The 15,632-nt window shown below is 53.8% G+C and carries 19 protein-coding genes; 7 read left to right on the top strand and 12 right to left on the bottom strand.

Annotated elements, in window-relative coordinates; all coding sequences use genetic code 11:
* Positions 1-9 precede the first annotated feature (9 nt).
* The gene (locus RHH81_RS01565) at positions 10-339 is read right to left on the bottom strand and encodes a hypothetical protein (RefSeq protein WP_310743277.1); all 330 of its coding nucleotides are present in this window, start codon (positions 337-339) and stop codon (positions 10-12) included.
* A gap of 142 nt (positions 340-481) precedes the next feature.
* Here RHH81_RS01565 and RHH81_RS01560 point away from each other — a divergent pair, with 142 nt between their 5' ends.
* A complete protein-coding gene (locus tag RHH81_RS01560) occupies positions 482-1,822 on the top strand; it encodes a TldD/PmbA family protein (RefSeq protein ID WP_310743276.1) in 1,341 nt (446 codons plus the stop codon).
* Here RHH81_RS01560 and deoC read toward each other — a convergent pair whose 3' ends face one another.
* Complete coding sequence (deoC, locus tag RHH81_RS01555) at positions 1,823-2,476, bottom strand: deoxyribose-phosphate aldolase (RefSeq protein WP_310743275.1); 654 nt, start codon at positions 2,474-2,476, stop codon at positions 1,823-1,825. It lies immediately after the preceding gene.
* A gap of 185 nt (positions 2,477-2,661) precedes the next feature.
* Here deoC and RHH81_RS01550 point away from each other — a divergent pair, with 185 nt between their 5' ends.
* Positions 2,662-2,988: a DUF760 domain-containing protein gene (locus RHH81_RS01550; protein ID WP_024124133.1), complete on the top strand. Its 327-nt coding sequence runs from the start codon at positions 2,662-2,664 to the stop codon at positions 2,986-2,988.
* A 3-nt stretch (positions 2,989-2,991) separates the two neighbouring features.
* Positions 2,992-4,098 (top strand): A/G-specific adenine glycosylase, encoded by a 1,107-nt coding sequence (gene mutY, locus RHH81_RS01545; protein ID WP_302677112.1) that lies wholly within the window; start codon positions 2,992-2,994, stop codon positions 4,096-4,098.
* Here mutY and pgl read toward each other — a convergent pair.
* The 9 genes from pgl to RHH81_RS01500 form a co-directional block, all read right to left on the bottom strand.
* Positions 4,095-4,820: a 6-phosphogluconolactonase gene (gene pgl, locus RHH81_RS01540; protein ID WP_302678674.1), complete on the bottom strand. Its 726-nt coding sequence runs from the start codon at positions 4,818-4,820 to the stop codon at positions 4,095-4,097. The genes mutY and pgl overlap by 4 nt on opposite strands.
* A gap of 12 nt (positions 4,821-4,832) precedes the next feature.
* Positions 4,833-6,731, bottom strand: coding sequence for a DUF3769 domain-containing protein (locus tag RHH81_RS01535; protein ID WP_310744307.1), 1,899 nt, complete (start codon positions 6,729-6,731; stop codon positions 4,833-4,835).
* A gap of 119 nt (positions 6,732-6,850) precedes the next feature.
* Entirely contained in the window at positions 6,851-6,967 is a 117-nt protein-coding gene (locus RHH81_RS01530; protein WP_011056917.1) for a photosystem II reaction center protein I, read from the bottom strand.
* A 64-nt stretch (positions 6,968-7,031) separates the two neighbouring features.
* Positions 7,032-7,505 (bottom strand): Tic20 family protein, encoded by a 474-nt coding sequence (locus RHH81_RS01525; protein WP_206200775.1) that lies wholly within the window; start codon positions 7,503-7,505, stop codon positions 7,032-7,034.
* Positions 7,506-7,517: 12 nt separating this feature from the next.
* A complete protein-coding gene (locus RHH81_RS01520; RefSeq protein ID WP_206200774.1) occupies positions 7,518-7,940 on the bottom strand; it encodes a hypothetical protein in 423 nt (140 codons plus the stop codon).
* Between the two features lie 34 nt (positions 7,941-7,974).
* Positions 7,975-8,571, bottom strand: coding sequence for an ATP-dependent Clp protease proteolytic subunit (locus RHH81_RS01515; protein WP_225901614.1), 597 nt, complete (start codon positions 8,569-8,571; stop codon positions 7,975-7,977).
* Positions 8,572-8,663: 92 nt separating this feature from the next.
* Positions 8,664-9,635, bottom strand: a complete 972-nt coding sequence (gene egtD / locus RHH81_RS01510; protein ID WP_206200773.1) for an L-histidine N(alpha)-methyltransferase — start codon at positions 9,633-9,635, stop codon at positions 8,664-8,666.
* Positions 9,636-9,776: 141 nt separating this feature from the next.
* Entirely contained in the window at positions 9,777-9,908 is a 132-nt protein-coding gene (locus tag RHH81_RS01505; protein ID WP_310744306.1) for a hypothetical protein, read from the bottom strand.
* A 179-nt stretch (positions 9,909-10,087) separates the two neighbouring features.
* Positions 10,088-10,264: a transposase family protein gene (locus RHH81_RS01500; RefSeq protein WP_225901682.1), complete on the bottom strand. Its 177-nt coding sequence runs from the start codon at positions 10,262-10,264 to the stop codon at positions 10,088-10,090.
* 185 nt (positions 10,265-10,449) lie between these two features.
* On the opposite strand from RHH81_RS01500, the gene rpsD reads away from it, so the two are divergent.
* Genes rpsD through RHH81_RS01485 form a run of 3 tightly spaced genes read left to right on the top strand, consistent with a single transcriptional unit; the run spans position 10,450 to position 12,450 of the window.
* A complete protein-coding gene (gene rpsD, locus RHH81_RS01495) occupies positions 10,450-11,058 on the top strand; it encodes a 30S ribosomal protein S4 (protein ID WP_181495092.1) in 609 nt (202 codons plus the stop codon).
* An 18-nt stretch (positions 11,059-11,076) separates the two neighbouring features.
* A complete protein-coding gene (prfA, locus tag RHH81_RS01490; RefSeq protein ID WP_206200770.1) occupies positions 11,077-12,171 on the top strand; it encodes a peptide chain release factor 1 in 1,095 nt (364 codons plus the stop codon).
* Between the two features lie 9 nt (positions 12,172-12,180).
* Positions 12,181-12,450: a YciI family protein gene (locus RHH81_RS01485; protein WP_302677106.1), complete on the top strand. Its 270-nt coding sequence runs from the start codon at positions 12,181-12,183 to the stop codon at positions 12,448-12,450.
* 25 nt (positions 12,451-12,475) lie between these two features.
* Here the strand turns inward: RHH81_RS01485 and chlP are convergent, their stop codons facing one another.
* A complete protein-coding gene (gene chlP / locus RHH81_RS01480; protein ID WP_206200768.1) occupies positions 12,476-13,684 on the bottom strand; it encodes a geranylgeranyl reductase in 1,209 nt (402 codons plus the stop codon).
* A gap of 282 nt (positions 13,685-13,966) precedes the next feature.
* Between chlP and gpmI the strand changes: the two genes are divergently transcribed.
* Positions 13,967-15,562 carry a 2,3-bisphosphoglycerate-independent phosphoglycerate mutase gene (gene gpmI / locus RHH81_RS01475; RefSeq protein ID WP_310743273.1) on the top strand — a complete coding sequence of 532 codons (1,596 nt, stop codon included), beginning with the start codon at positions 13,967-13,969 and terminating at the stop codon, positions 15,560-15,562.
* Positions 15,563-15,632 lie beyond the last annotated feature (70 nt).

The following is a 15,632-nucleotide window of genomic DNA, read 5'->3' as shown; positions in this document are numbered from 1 at the left end:
GCTCGCAAACTACGTCGGGGGCAATTCTGAGGACTGCTCTTTGGCGACATCAATGCGTTCCAATTGCCAGAGAATTTGGTTGCTTTCACGGCGCACCCGCGAGATCTGCCAATTGCGCCATGTCCATTCTTCACCGCGACTGGTGACGGCACTGGCGTGCACATCCATCAATTCTGCCAATTCACCACTGGTAATCAAGTATTTACCAGCCGCCAATTCATCGGCAACCCGCAGTGTCACAATTAATTCTTCAAGGCGGGCGCGGCGCTCAGACCACTGGGGCGATTTTCCCCCCAACCATTCACCGTCACCATCGACCCCTAGGGATGGTTGCACCATGGCTTTCTTCTCGCGATCAACATTGCTCCAAAAATCTTAGCGAGAAACGATGTGATTTTTAACCCACCTAGGCGATCGCCCACCACGCCGAGGATAGGGCTAGAATAGTTTTAAGATTTGTTAATGCACTGATCCGAACACCATGACGGTAACCCTGACCCCTGCCTTAACCCTCCATGAGCGGGTAGCCACGATCGCCCGCCGCCTTGGCATTGAAAAATTTGACCTTGGTGGCTCCCATGTGGATGAGGTGAGTGTCCAAGTACAGCAGGGGGAACCCAAACAGGTGAAGGCCTCGCAGCGATCGGGGATTACCGTGCGGGTGTGGAACTCAACGGGTCCCCTAGGGGTTGCCAGCACCACCCAATTGGACGATCGCGGTTTAGAGACGGCTCTAGAAATGGCCAAAGAAGCCAGTGCTTTTGGTGTTACAGAGGATATTCCCGACTTTAGTCCCTTGGCCACCGCCCCCCTTGGTGACACAACACTTACAACGGCGGATCTGCCCCTTGCCTCGGCAAAAACCCTCCTAGATCAACTGATTGCCGCCGAGCGGGAGCTGTTGGGGCGACATCCAGCGATCGCTAGTGTGCCCTACAATGGTCTCAGCCAGCGGCGCATAGAACGGTTTTATCTCAACAGCGAGGGAGCCGATCGCCAGCAAACCAGCACCACAACCACGCTCTATCTCTACAGCAAAACCGATGAGGCGGGTCGCAAACCCCGCAGTGCGGGTGCCATTCGCATCAGTCCCGATCTTGAGCACTTAGACATTGCGGGCTGTATTGATGAAGTGGCCGACAAAACCATTCGCCACTTGGCCTATGAACCGATTGCCTCTGGCCAGTACCCAGTGCTTTTTTCACCCGCTGCCTTCCTCAGCCTGCTCAGTGCCTTTAGCAATCTCTTTAATGCCCAAAACATTTTGGATCGCCAGAGCCTTTCGACGCCAGAATCCCTCCATCAGGCGATCGCCAGCTCCCTTTTGAGCGTGTACGACGACGCCCGCCATCCCCAGAATGTGGGTCAGCCCCTCTTTGATGGCGAAGGTACCCCCACCCGCCGCACCCCTCTGATTGAGCAGGGCATTCTCACGGGTCTCTACCACAGTGCCGGTACGGCGCGTCGCTTTCAAACCCAGCCCACGGGGCATGCCAACTTAGGGGCAAAGGTGACAGTGAGTGGTCACTTCTACGATGTCCCAGCGGGTGAAGGGGGCGATCGCGCCGATGGTCTTGTCTGGATTGACGAACTCCATGCCCTCCACGCGGGCGTGAAAGCCCTTCAAGGCTCATTTTCCCTCCCCTTTGACGGTTGGCTGTTGCGCAACGGCGAAGCCATCAGCATTGAAGCGGCCACCGTGGCCGGCGATATTCGCAGCCTGCTGAAAGGTATTCTCCATCTGGGCACTGAAGTTGAAGTCACCCCCTATGGTTGTTGTCCGCCAGTGTGGGTGAGTCCCCTTGCGATTACCGGTGAATAGCTAGACCTGCATCAAGTCGAGGCTGCGGGATGTACCTAAGCGAGTGGCACCCGCATTAATCAGTTCAAGGGCTTGCTCCCGCGTACGAATGCCGCCAGAGGCCTTAATGCCCACGCGATCGCGACTCAGGCGCTTGAGCAGACGCACATCGGCAACCGTGGCACCCCCGCGCCAGCCCGTACTGGTTTTCAGGAAAGCCACCCCCGCATCCAAGCAAATATCCACGGCCAGTTGTTTTTCTTCCTCTGTCAGCACCGTGGTTTCCAAAATTGCCTTGACGGTCACCCCCGTTTCCGCGCAGATTTGGGCAATATCGCGATAGACGGCCTCGGTGTTTCCCTCCTTGAGCCAACCCAAGTTAATGACCACATCCAACTCAGTTGCCCCACTGTCAACCGCCTCTTGCGCCTCATAGAGTTTCGTGGCACTGGTGTGGGCACCACTGGGAAAGCCAATAACAGTACACACTTTTACGGGTGTGCGGTGGAGCAACTGGACTGCCGTCTTCACCCAGACGGGCATGACACAGACGGCGGTAAATTTCCATTGTTCTGCTTCAGCACAGCAACGTTCAATGTCCGCTGTGGTTGCCAAGGGGTCAAGCTGGGTATGATCAATGTAGGGCGCAAGGTCAAACAAATCACGTTCCGTCATAGGAATTCACCCAGAACAACCCTATTTTTATTAACTAAATAATAATAAAAACGGGGACGGAAAATGAGACCTTGGGAGATCGGTTCTCCCACCCCCCACCTAAAATTCACCCTTGCTAGATTAAAGCTAGGCTATCACAGGCACGCTGACCTGTTGGCCAGACTACCTTTTTGGGAGGACACTCTATGGAGCCAACCATGAACCCTCGCAATCTTCAAGAAAGTGCTGATTCCCTCTGGAACTATCTGCAAAGTTTGGATGCAGAAGTGGTGGCTCGCCTGTCCCGTCCCGCGTCGCCAGAAATGGCCATTGTGATGGAACGCCACATTGGTAACCTGCTGGGCTACTTGCCACCGGAGGGGTTTGAGGTTTCCATTACCACGAATCGGGAGCACCTTGGGCGTCTCTTGGCTTCGGCAATGATGAGCGGTTACTTCTTGCGCGGTGCCGAGCAACGTCTTGAATTCGAGCGATCGCTCCAAGCGGCTGCCCAAGCGGAAGACAGCAAATAACCCATGCCAACGGTACAGGACAGTGGGGGCGGGTATACACTACCTGCCCTTCGTTTTGCACTTTTACAGTGGTATCAGCAGCAGGGGCGGGATTTACCTTGGCGGCACACGCGCGATCCCTATGCCATCTGGGTCTCAGAAATCATGCTCCAGCAAACCCAAGTGGCCACGGTGATTCCCTACTATCAGCGTTGGCTAGCCACCTTTCCCGCGATCGCCGACTTAGCGATTGCCGATTTGGAAACCGTCTTGAAACTGTGGCAGGGATTGGGCTACTATGCACGGGCACGCCATTTGCACCGCGCGGCTCAACAGATCATGGCCGATCATGGGGGGCAATTTCCCTGCACCTACGAGGCCGTGGTGGCATTACCGGGAATTGGTCGCAGTACCGCAGGTGCGATCCTCAGTGCTGCCTTTAATCAGCCCCAGCCGATTCTCGATGGCAATGTCAAACGGGTGCTTGCCCGTCTCTATGGACTCACGATCCCCCCCAAGCAAGCGGAAGCCCAACTCTGGCAGTGGTCGGCGCAACTGCTGTGTCCCCAAGCCCCCCGCGATTTTAATCAAGCCCTGATGGATCTGGGGGCAACGATCTGTACACCCCACCAACCCCTGTGTCATGCTTGTCCTTGGCAACACCATTGCGTCGCTTACCAACAGCAGTTAACCCATGAGATTCCTCGCAAAATGAACCGTTCCCCCTTACCCCATAAAAAGATTGGTGTCGCGGTGATTTGGAATGCGGCAGGTCAGATTCTCATTGATCGGCGGCCACCAACAGGTCTATTGGGGGGACTATGGGAGTTTCCGGGGGGCAAAATTGAACCCAATGAGACGGTTCAGGAGTGTATTCAGCGGGAAATTCGTGAGGAATTGGGCATTGAGATTAGTGTTGGTGAGCATTTGATTGACATTGATCATGCCTACACCCATTTTCGGGTGACGCTCCATGTCTATTACTGCCAGCATCTTTCAGGAAGTCCTCAGCCCTTGGGGTGCGATGCCATCCGTTGGGTGACCCCTGAGGAATTGGAGCAGTTTCCCTTTCCGAAAGCCAATACTGCAATTATTCAGGCCATTCACGAACGGGGCAGACCCACAGCCTAGGTGTTTGCAACGACACCCTCAGCCGCCGCCGCATCCAAAAACCAAAGGGCATTGCCAGTAATCAGCCGTGCCGGATAGAGATGGGGATCAGTCGTCCCAGAGAAAATATGACGTAGAGCAGTTTGTTTATTGGCACCCGTCACAAGAAAGAGAATTTGACGGGCATGGTTAATCAGGGGCACCGTGAAGGTGAGGCGGGGCTGGCCATCCTTGTTGCCCACGGTAATCAGGCGATCGCCCACCGTCAGGGCTGCTGTGTGGGGAAACAGGGAGGCCGTATGGCCATCGGATCCCATACCGAGCAAAATCAGATCAAAGCTGGGAACTTCTCCTTCACGGATGCCAAAGGTTTGGCGCAGGATTTGCTCATAGCGATCGGCAGCGGTCTGCGGATCCGCATCCGCCGTTGGCATTGGGTGAATCTGATTTTTGGGAATCGGTACATGATTGAGCCACGCCTGAAAGGCCATCCCCGCATTGCTGTCGGGATGATCGAGGGGAACATAGCGTTCATCACCCCAGAAAATGTGCCACCGTGACCAAGGAGTATCCGCACAAACAAGGCTTTCATACAACGGTTTAGGCGTGTTGCCGCCGGCAAGGGCAAGCATAAATTGCCCCCGTTGGGCGATCGCCCCAGTGGCCTGCTCAAGAACAAACTGCTTTGCCGCCGCCGTCAGGGCAGCCAAATCTGGAAAAACACGTACATTGGGTGTTGGCATAGAAGCATCATCCTAATTGGAGCGAATCACACCATCGGTCGCCGTACCCAGTCCGGGACTGGAAAAGGGATCAGCATTGCCGCGCCAGTTAAACCCATTAATGCGCAAAAGAATCGTCGCCAACTGGCGATCGAGGTTATAGCGAAACACCACCCCATAGGTGCGACGGCTATATTCCACAATAATGTTTGTATCAAAAACTCTCCCTGTGTCCACATTAATTTGCATTTGGGCACCCGCTCGCAGCGGACCGTAAATCTGCTGCAACAATCCCACGTTGAGCACACTAAAGTCAGTAATCCGATCAAAGAGAAAGGGCGAGGATGGCTCACTCAATGTCTGTGTAAATCCCACATCAAAACTGGTGTAGTCAAACCAATGACGAGAAAAATGACCCACTTGACCCCGAAACCCTGCCCCTGCAACTAACGCGGGTTGGGTACTGCCATTGGTATAGTAGTTCGCTACACCGCCTACCTGACTATAGAACTGCAAGAAGGGTTGTACAGGACGGGGGCTATAGCGCAGGCCTTGGGTTCGCGTCGGCGGTAAGGGAGTGCCCCGCCAAATGGGCATCACCCAGTTAAGACTTGCGGCAGCTTGAAGACGACCTAGGCTTGGCTTAGGGGGTAGGGAGGGATCATCACTGGCTGCCGTGACGTATTGACCTCCCAGAAGATAACTGAGTGTTAGGCCCTGAGTTAAGGGAATACCTGTACCACTGAACGTGCCGCCAAAGCTACTGGTAATTTCCTGCTCCCCAAGGGAACGATTAAAAACCCGTTGGCGATAAAGGGCAGAAACCGTTAGGAGATTGCGGGCATCAAAATTGTGGAACAAGTCTACCCCTGCGCGTGACGTACTCGGCCAGTCGTTAGGGTTGAGCGTATTCAAGAAGCCGTAACCGCGCACACGAGTCTGCGGCGTGAACCGATGGCCTAGCTCGATCGCCGCCCCGTAGCTTTTAGCATCAAAAACATCAAAGTCATTGTTGATGATCCGTTCTAAATAGATGGATGGCAGGAAGGTGATTTGGGTATTGGGGGTATTGATTGCTCTGTACCGATAGGCGAGAAATACGCCGCCGCGATCTTGTTCATCATAGCCAAACTCAAAGGGCAACACTTCATAGGGACGACCTACAACAAACCGCCGCAGCACAATGGGTAAGGCCACCCGCTGATCAAAGACCACACGACCCCGTCGTACCTTGAGCAGGGTTTCATCGGCACTGAGGGGCTCTGCTGTTGCTTCCTGAGCCCGTGCTTCCAGCTCTGGCGGACTAAAGGGGTCATTGGTAATCCGCAGATTGGCAGCAAACCAGCGGCGACCATCAAACTCTAGGCGATCGGCCTCAAAGCGCAACCGATCAAAGGTTTCTGTCACTTCTGCTTGGAGATCTGTGCCCTGTTCGTCAAGACCGGGGAGAGGGCTAAGGGGTGGGGGGCTAGGAGAGCGGGTCAGGCTCAGGTCTTGATCCACCCTAGCGGTATTGACGACGCCGCGAGCATTGGTGAGAGAGCCTTGATCGAGTCTGAGGTTATATTCCAAGCGATCGCCCTGCAAGACTTGATCGCCGCGCGTAATCGTCACATTACCTTCCGCCACCAGAATTTGGGCGTCAATATCGGTTTGAATGCGATCAGCGGTGAGTTCAGCTTCCTTGAAGCGGAGGAAAACATTGCCAATGGCATTAAACAAGCGCCGCATCAGATCGAACTCTTGGCGATCGGCCGTCACCTCTAAGGGTTGATCACGGACAACGGGCGTTTCAGCATTGGCCTCCCCAAGACGGAGGGGGGCTGTAAAATTCGGTGTTGGCCTAGGGCTGATCGGCGTTGTACTGCTAAGATCAGGAGCTACCGTTGTTCCAAGTAGCTCCGCTGGTGATGCGCCGCTGACCTCAGTCATTTCTGCGGGTTGTGCAGGGGGGGGCAGACTAGCAAAAAGGGGTAAAAACAACAACGGCCAAACTTCCTCACGACCACTGCCTAGTTACGTTACCCGATGCCCACCCCCTTTGGCGAGGATTACTCGAGATCCTTACGCTTGGGGTTACGAGCTGGGTCACCCGAAAGGAACCCGAAAACAAAGAGCAGGACAAAGAAGGTCACAACGATATAAACGGTAATTTTGAGTGTTTCCATGATGTTGTCGTTTTTCGTAGCGTCACCTTCTGATCATACGGGATGAGGGACTCCCTCGCATCCCCTAAAACACTTGGCTTTTTGTGGCATCCGACAGCGTGGGAATTTCGGCATAGATGCCGCGTACAGACTGCACCACCGCATAGACGACGCCAATCACCGTGGCAATAAAGACAAAGTTGAAGAGCACTTTAATCAGCAGGTCAAAACTAGCAACGCGGATCAGCAGTTGTACCAGTAGTTGGACAATAAACAGCACAATCCCCATCAACAGTGCCTGCATCGTGTTATAGCGAATAAAAAGGCTGATACGACTGTTGCGCACCACCAGCAGGTACAACAGCATAAAAACGATTAGGCCAGCAAAGGGAATGGAGTAGATCAAGGCTACCGGTAAAACCACTAACACCAGTGCTTGCAGTGGTGGAAACAAATCAAACAAAAAGCCACCAAAGGGCATGACGTAGAAGAGCGGCAGCAGATACGCTAAGCTGGCAAAGATACGATCTAACGCAGTGGTTGTGGCACGCCAAGTCATGGGTTGCTCCTTTTAGGGGTTGGAGGGGGATTGACTCATGGCCTTCAGCAGTAGATCCGCCGAAATCATGTTGCATTCCACAACTTTACTGACCAGCGGTGGCCCCACTCGCGAGACAATGATCCCTTGCAGCTCCGGATTATTTCTGACTGACAGGATAGCAGCACCGATGATGGAACCGGAATCGGGAGCTGGGTTAGTACCATTGGTGGGTAGCATTTTGAGCAACTGGGCGATATCTGTACAACTTGCCCGTGACACATATTTTGCCAAGGAATCACTCAGCTGCTCAACCATGGTCTTCATCATTTCCGGAGGCAACGGGCTGGCGCCTTGGGCACGCGCTGGTTGACCTACTCCTAGGACAAGGATGCCACCTATCACAAGGGGAATGCCGATAGCCGACTTGAGCAATTGCAACATGTTCAACCTCATGTTCATTTGAACTCTCAGCCAATGTGCCAGCAAACTAGCTGTGACGCTCCTCAATCACCCGATCAATCAAGCCGTAGTTTTTTGCCTCTTCGGCGGACATGAAGAAGTCACGATCCATATCCCGCTCAATTTTTTCGAGGGGCTGGCCGGTATGGTGGGCGTATAGCTCATTGAGTTGTCGCCGTACCCGTAAAATTTCGCGAGCTTCGATCTCAATATCCGTTGCTTGGCCACGGGTACCACCAGAGGGCTGGTGAATCATGATGCGGGAGTGGGGTAATGCCAACCGTTTGCCTTTGGTACCGGCTGCAAGGAGGAAAGACCCCATCGAGGCAGCCAGACCCACACAAATGGTGACGACATCGGATTTAATATGTTGCATCGTGTCATAGATTGCCATGCCAGCGGTGACGGAGCCACCGGGGGAGTTGATGTAGAGCATGATGTCTTTGCCCGGATCTTCGGAGTCAAGGTAGAGCATCACCGCCACAATTTGGTTGGCAATCTCATCATCGACTTCTTTACCAAGGAAAATAATCCGCTCGCGATAGAGACGGTTGTAGATGTCAATCCACTGGGTGTAGGGTTCACCGGGCATCCGGTAGGGGACTTTGGGTACTCCGATGGGCATAGAATCCTTCCACGCTGAGCTATCAATGCCGCAACCTGAGCCATGAAGGCGGCTTTTCTCCCTGATTCTAACCTATTCCAAAGGCCTTCGCTCTAAACCTGGCAGAGGCAGAGGGCAAACCACTGCTGAGGGTCGGTAAAGGCCTTGATCCATCGAAATCCAGCAGCCGTTAATGCCGCCTTGAGGGCAGCAAGATCAAACTTGCGGGAAATTTCGGTGAGAATCGGTTCACCCACAGTAAAAGTGCACTGAAAATCAAGGGCAGCCAAGGTAACGGTTTGCCGCTGCTGTGAATCGAGATACATTTCAATTTGCTGGGCAATCGGGTTATAGATGGCGCGATGAGCAAAGGCTGCGGGCTGAAAATTTCCTTGAAAGCGCCAGTTGAGGTGATGGAGGAGATTGCGGTTAAAGGCAGCCGTCACCCCTTGGGCATCGTTGTAAGCAGGGAGCAAAATACTCGTGTCTTTGATCAGATCCACGCCCAGCAGGAAATAGTCCCCGTCCCTAAGAACCCGATGAATCTGTTGAAAAAGGGTCTGGCATTCGCTGGGGGAGAGGTTGCCAATGGTGCTACCGAGAAAGCAGAGCAAGCGCCGAGGTGCCAAGGGGGGCGGTAGGTGCTCTAATCCCACTTGATAGGTACCGACAAGACCATGAATACTGAGCTGCGGATAGTCGGCAAGAAGAGCCATGGCACTGGTTTTGAGGATCGAGCCACTGACATCAATGGGACGATAGTACAGCCGAGGTTGTATGTGGGCATAGGCCGATAGGAGAAGGCGAATCTTGCGATCGCTGCCACTGCCCAGTTCCACCAGTTCACAGGCGCCCGTGAGTTGGGCGATCGCCCCGGCGGCGGTCTCTAAAATGCCCAATTCTGTACGGGTGGGGTAGTATTCCGGCAGCTCACAGATTTGCTCAAAGAGGCGTGATCCCGCAGCATCGTAGAAGTAGTAGGAGGGAAGAGACTTGGGTTGCTGAGTCAGACCTCGGATAACATCTTGGCCGTCCCGTTCTGTGGCGAGACTGGGTAAGTGGGTCAGGTGCAGGCGATCGCTCACAGGGAAAGCGGCTCCAGAATGTGCAAACCTTAAGATATTCTAGCCTTTAGCTGCTGCTCCAAACGCCGTCCCCACCACGCGATCGGCAAACTCATTAGCAGGTAGAGAATTAAGGCCAGCGCATACAGAGGAAATGGCTGGCTACTGTTGCGAATCACCCACACCCGCATCACTGAGGTTAAGTCCACGCCGGCAATCACACTGACAATAGTAAATGAGTGTATTTAGTGCTCCCCGCAAAAAGGCCGGCAGGGCAGCTTGGATCAGTTCCATCGAAGAGATTGGGTTACACCTGTTGCTCTAACTTAATGAGGGGTTCAGGGAGCTATCAGTCCCGCGCTCTACCTAAAAGGTGAGCTACATGGACTCCCCGCACTTATCGATTCGCCACCGCGACGCGAAAGCCAGCTACGATGGGGACGAGATTAAGTCTTTATCGTACACTTCGTACACTACAGTCCAGTCATGTAGTCCTCAATCGCCACCCACACCTCTGCACCACAGAGGACGGCACAGATGGTCAGACCAATGATGTCAAGGAGTTGATGCTCTAGCAAGTGTTCTGCGCGGGGGTCTTCTAGGGTTTTGACGTGGTCGAGCAGACGGGCAGAGGGTTGGCATGGTGGCATTCCCACAAACGATTGGCTTACTTTTCTACTATGCGTTTGCCCTAGAAATCCTCGTCCTAGGGTTGCGATCGCGCCCATCCCCTTGATATACTAGGCAAGCTGATTAAGTTGCCCTCGGCAAATCAGTGTATTTTTTGCACATTTTTGGTTGGACACCATCATCACTGTAGGTTGGGTATAGTTGCATGGCTCGATATCGTGGCCCTCGTTTGAGAATTGTCCGTCGTCTGGGTGAACTGGCTGGTCTCACCCGCAAAGCCCCCAAGCGGAGCTATCCCCCCGGTCAACACGGCCAAGCCCGCAAAAAGCGTTCGGAATATGCCCTGCGCCTTGACGAAAAGCAAAAACTGCGCTTCAACTACGGGGTCTCGGAGCGGCAACTTGTACGCTATGTGCGCAAAGCCCGTCGGGTCAGTGGTTCCACGGGGCAAACCCTTCTACAGTTGTTGGAAATGCGGCTGGATAACACTGTTTTCCGCCTTGGGATGGCACCAACGATTCCAGCAGCCCGCCAACTGGTGAATCATGGCCATATTCTGGTCAATGGCCGCAGTGTATCTATTCCCAGCTATCAGTGCCGTCCGGGGGACGTGATTACCGTCCGCGATAATGAGCGATCGCGCCGCTTGGTGGAAACCAACCTTCAAAATCCCGGTCTTGCCAATCTTCCCAGCCACTTGGAACTGGATAAAAGCACCCTCACCGGCAGAGTCACTGGTATTGTCGAACGGCAATGGGTTGCTCTCCAAGTCAATGAACTCCTCGTGGTTGAGTACTACTCCCGCAAAGTCTAGAGTATCGCCGCCCTTCCTATGGCAGAAGCCTATCTTCTGGAAAAACTTCGCACTGTCGAGCAAACCTTTACAGAACTTACCCGTCGCTTGGCGGATCCCGATGTGGCGGTCAACCCAACCGAATTTCAGAAGGTGGCTCGCTCCCGTGCTGCCCTAGAGGAGACGGTGAACGCCTATCACGAATGGCAGTCCCTCAATCAGCAACTGGTGGATGCCCGCCAACTGCTTAAAGAAGCAGTCAATGAACCCGAGCTACGCCAGATGGCTGAAGAAGAAGTCGCGGATCTCAGCCGCCGCATTACCGAACTGGAGGAACGCCTAAAAATTCTGCTGCTGCCCCGTGACCCCAATGATGATAAAAACATCATGCTCGAAATTCGAGCGGGTGCTGGGGGCGATGAAGCGGGAATTTGGGCAGGGGATTTAGTGCGAATGTACTCCCGCTACGCCAAAAGCCAAGGCTGGCAGGTGAGCTTAGTCAGTGAATCCCTTGCAGAAATGGGGGGCTTCAAGGAAGCCATCCTCGAAATCAAAGGCGATCGCGTCTATAGCAAGCTGAAGTTTGAATCCGGTGTCCATCGCGTGCAGCGGGTGCCTGTCACCGAAGCGGGGGGCCGAGTTCACACCTCTACGGCCACCGTGGCGGTAATGCCCGAAGTGGATGAAGTGGAAGTAGAAATTGATCCCAAGGATATTGAACTCACCACAGCGCGATCCGGAGGTGCTGGTGGCCAAAACGTCAACAAAGTAGAAACAGCCGTTGACCTCTTCCACAAGCCGACGGGTATTCGCATCTTCTGCACCGAAGAGCGTAGCCAACTGAAAAACAAGGAGCGCGCGTTCCAAATCCTACGGGCAAAACTCTACGAAATGAAGCTGCGGGAACAGCAGGAAGCCATTACCTCAATGCGTCGCTCCCAAGTGGGTACGGGCGATCGCTCCGAAAAAATTCGCACCTACAACTACAAAGACGATCGCGTCACCGACCACCGTTTGGGACAGAACTTTAGCCTCAGCAGTGTCCTAGAAGGAGATCTAGAACCCATTATTCAAGCCTGCATCAGCCGTGATCAGCAGGAACAACTGGCACAACTGGCTGCCGAACAAGCCTAGGAGGATCAAATGACCAAATTTGTGGCTTGGGGACGCTACTGTGAGGATGTCCTCGAACGGCGTGCCCCCCATCGCCAAGCACACCTCGACGGCCTTGCGGCTCAAAAAGCCCAAGGGGTGCTCATCACCATTGGTCCTACGAAAGACCTGCGCTACTTTTTTGCCATTTACGCGGCGGATAGCGAAGAGACCGTGCGCCAATTGATTGAAAACGACCCCTACTGGCAGCATCAGGTGTGGATAGAGTACAGCATTCATGAGTGGATCCAAGCCCTCTAAGGGCGAGGGCGGATCCGCAACTCACTTAGGGCGCAAGGGCATTGCCCCGCATCAGGCTACCAATCGTTTTTGCCGTAATTTTCAACTGCACTAAGGGATTAGCCGGCACCACCGTCTTGTAGAGGTAGCTATCGAAGGTCAGCTTCTGTACATCAATATCGCTACACATCTCCACAAAAGCCTCACGGGTGGCATCGGAGCGATAAAAGACCCGTTGCAGCAGATCTAACACTAGGTACGTCATGCCGTAGGCTTTGTCCCAGCGCTTCAGGTAGAGCTTGAGATCTGCTTCGGTGGGGATACGGCGACCGCTGTTGGAGGTCTCGACAATGGTTTCAGCGCACATGCGGGCTGACTTGGCGGCAAAGTAAATGCCTTCCCCAGAAGACTTGGTGACCGTACCGGCTGCATCTCCCACCAAAGCCACGCGACCGACCACCCGTCGCGGCCGCGGATGCTCAGGAATGGGGTGAGCCTCCACTTTAATAATTTGCCCCCCTTCCAGTTTGGCAGCAGCACGGGCGCGGATTCCCGCTTGCAACTCCCGAATGCGATCTTTGTTAATCTTCATGGTGCCGGTGCCCACGGCCACATGGTCATATTTCGGGAAAACCCATGCATAGAAGTCTGGGGACACGTCATCCCCCACGTACATTTCTGCCAACTCGTTGTAGTAGGTCATTTTGTCCTCAGGCAGGCGGATGCGCTCCTGATAGGCAATGGCGTAGTTGTAATCGCCGGCATCAATTTCCTTGGCAATGCGGGAATTTGCCCCATCGGCACCAATCACCACATCCACTTCAAGGGTCTGAGCTGTGCCATCCTCTTGGACATAGTGGAGGGTGTAGGGCTGATCGCTGGTGGCGGGCTGCTCCAGCTTAAAGACGGTGCCATTGATCAAGTTGGCGCCCAAATCCGCCGCCCGATTGCGCATAAAGCTATCGAGGACTTCGCGGCGACACATACCGATATACTCGTGGTCTTTGAGGGTATGGCCAATGTTCACCTCGATATTGGAGGGGGAAATCATCTTCATTTTGCGCACGCGGCGGTCAATGATTTCCGGCGGCAAGTCAAATTCACTGACCATGCACAGGGGGATCGCACCGCCACAGGGCTTGGCATTGTCTAATTTACGTTCAAAGAGATAGGTCTGGATTCCGGCTTTGGCTAAGGTTTCGGCGGCTGAGGAACCCGCTGGACCACCACCGACCACTGCTACCCGAAGTGACAACGGACGACTCCCAATTTTGGCTAACAAACAACAGTTTGGATACTATCACGGCAATTTTTTGTCTTCAAGGATTTAATCCCGAAAAGCCACATCTGTAACAGTTTTCAACATTTGGCCATCGTTGATCCGCTAGGATAGATCCATCTATTGATGCAGAATTGATCCAGCCTGGGAAGTGTAGCAGAAGCTACCCAATTTGTCTCTCGCGGTGGAGAATGGTATCATTTGCGAGGTTGTACAATTTACACCATTTCCCAGAGAAGTTTAAGGTAGGGCATTCACATGGCATCGTCTCCTGTTGCGCCCGTTGTTTTGATGATTTTGGATGGCTGGGGCTATCGCGAAGAGACCTACGGTAATGCGATCGCCCTTGCTCATACGCCAGTGATGGATAGTTTGTGGCAAGTCTACCCCCACACGTTGATTGATACCTCTGGGAAGGCAGTGGGACTCCCCAAGGGACAAATGGGTAACTCCGAGGTGGGACACTTAAATATTGGAGCTGGGCGCATTGTGCCCCAAGAGTTGGTGCGTATTTCCGATGCCGTCGAAGAGGGGAGCTTCTTTTCCAATCCCGTCCTCGTGAACCTCTGCCAAACGGTGAGGGAACGCAACGGCAAGCTCCATTTTATCGGTCTGTGTTCTGCAGGCGGGGTGCATTCCCACATTGATCACCTCTACGGCTTGGTGGAACTGGCCAAGCGCCAGAACTTGCCCGCTTGTATCCATGCCATTACCGATGGTCGCGATACACCCCCCCGCGATGCCGCAGGTGTCCTTGAGGAATTGGAGCAACGCCTGAAAACCATTGGCTGCGGACGAATTGTGACGGTGAGTGGTCGCTACTATGCCATGGATCGCGATCGCCGTTGGGATCGTACCGAGGCGGCCTACCGCGTCATGACCAGCAATGAAAATATTCAACCCCTGCGGGCGGTGGATGTCGCCAGTAAGTCCTATGCCCAAGATATTGGCGATGAATTTATTGTCCCCACGCGCATTGCTGAAGGAGCCGTTGAACCCGGCGATGGCGTGGTGTTCTTTAATTTCCGTCCCGATCGCGCCCGCCAACTCACCCAAGCCTTTATTGACCCTGACTTTAGCGGCTTTGAACGGACGCTAATTACGCCTTTGGAATACGTGACCTTCACCCAATACGATGCCAACTTTAACTGTGGTGTCGCCTTCCCGCCCCAAAACCTCAATCATATCCTTGGGGAAGTGATTGCCGAGCATGGCCTGAAGCAACTGCGGGCAGCGGAAACGGAAAAATATGCCCACGTCACCTATTTCTTCAATGGCGGCCTTGAGGAACCCTTCCCCGGCGAAGATCGCATTCTCATCCCCAGTCCAATGGTGGCCACCTACGATCAAGCGCCAGCCATGTCTGCCCTTGCCGTAACAGAAGCGGTTAAGGAGGCCATTGAGAAACAGGAATATGCCCTAATTGTGGTGAACTTTGCTAACCCCGATATGGTGGGGCACACGGGGCAATTAGCGGCAACAATTCAAGCCATTGAAACCGTGGATCGCTGTGTAGGCGTATTGGTGGAAGCAACAACAAAGGTGGGGGGCACGCTGCTGATTACCGCTGATCATGGCAACGCTGAGTACATGATTGACGAGGACGGTAACCCTTGGACGGCTCACACCACTAACCCCGTTCCCTTCATCTTGGTGGAAGGGGAGAAACGCAAAATCCCCGGCCATGCTACAGATGTGAGCCTGCGAGAGGATGGGTGTCTGGCGGATATTGCGCCAACAATTCTGGAAATTTTGGGGCTGCCTCAACCCCCTGAGATGACCGGGCGATCGCTGATTGCCAGTGCCCCCTATGAAACGCGCCTCAATCGCACCCCAGTCTCTGTGAAGGTCTAAGGGCATTCTCAACCCAAGAGCGACGGCAGAAAATTTTAAGAAATCTTAAAATAGGAACAGTGCTTGTCCT

The organism is Thermosynechococcus sp. PKX95 (genome assembly GCF_031583295.1).
Classification (GTDB): Bacteria; Cyanobacteriota; Cyanobacteriia; order Thermosynechococcales; family Thermosynechococcaceae; genus Thermosynechococcus.
Note: the sequence above shows the minus strand (reverse complement) of the source record. Positions and strands in the feature narration are given on the sequence as shown.

Coding starts and splice junctions, on each gene's coding strand:
- pgl (WP_302678674.1), bottom strand. CDS start 4,820: ATGCCAACACCCAATGTACGTGTTTTTCCAGATTTGGCTGCCCTGACG.
- gpmI (WP_310743273.1), top strand. CDS start 13,967: ATGGCATCGTCTCCTGTTGCGCCCGTTGTTTTGATGATTTTGGATGGC.
- RHH81_RS01525 (WP_206200775.1), bottom strand. CDS start 7,505: ATGACTTGGCGTGCCACAACCACTGCGTTAGATCGTATCTTTGCCAGC.
- RHH81_RS01500 (WP_225901682.1), bottom strand. CDS start 10,264: ATGCCACCATGCCAACCCTCTGCCCGTCTGCTCGACCACGTCAAAACC.
- prfA (WP_206200770.1), top strand. CDS start 11,077: ATGGCAGAAGCCTATCTTCTGGAAAAACTTCGCACTGTCGAGCAAACC.
- RHH81_RS01550 (WP_024124133.1), top strand. CDS start 2,662: ATGGAGCCAACCATGAACCCTCGCAATCTTCAAGAAAGTGCTGATTCC.
- RHH81_RS01505 (WP_310744306.1), bottom strand. CDS start 9,908: ATGGAACTGATCCAAGCTGCCCTGCCGGCCTTTTTGCGGGGAGCACTA.
- RHH81_RS01530 (WP_011056917.1), bottom strand. CDS start 6,967: ATGGAAACACTCAAAATTACCGTTTATATCGTTGTGACCTTCTTTGTC.
- RHH81_RS01515 (WP_225901614.1), bottom strand. CDS start 8,571: ATGCCCATCGGAGTACCCAAAGTCCCCTACCGGATGCCCGGTGAACCC.
- RHH81_RS01565 (WP_310743277.1), bottom strand. CDS start 339: ATGGTGCAACCATCCCTAGGGGTCGATGGTGACGGTGAATGGTTGGGG.
- RHH81_RS01520 (WP_206200774.1), bottom strand. CDS start 7,940: ATGAGGTTGAACATGTTGCAATTGCTCAAGTCGGCTATCGGCATTCCC.
- RHH81_RS01485 (WP_302677106.1), top strand. CDS start 12,181: ATGACCAAATTTGTGGCTTGGGGACGCTACTGTGAGGATGTCCTCGAA.
- rpsD (WP_181495092.1), top strand. CDS start 10,450: ATGGCTCGATATCGTGGCCCTCGTTTGAGAATTGTCCGTCGTCTGGGT.
- RHH81_RS01535 (WP_310744307.1), bottom strand. CDS start 6,731: ATGACTGAGGTCAGCGGCGCATCACCAGCGGAGCTACTTGGAACAACG.
- deoC (WP_310743275.1), bottom strand. CDS start 2,476: ATGACGGAACGTGATTTGTTTGACCTTGCGCCCTACATTGATCATACC.
- mutY (WP_302677112.1), top strand. CDS start 2,992: ATGCCAACGGTACAGGACAGTGGGGGCGGGTATACACTACCTGCCCTT.
- RHH81_RS01560 (WP_310743276.1), top strand. CDS start 482: ATGACGGTAACCCTGACCCCTGCCTTAACCCTCCATGAGCGGGTAGCC.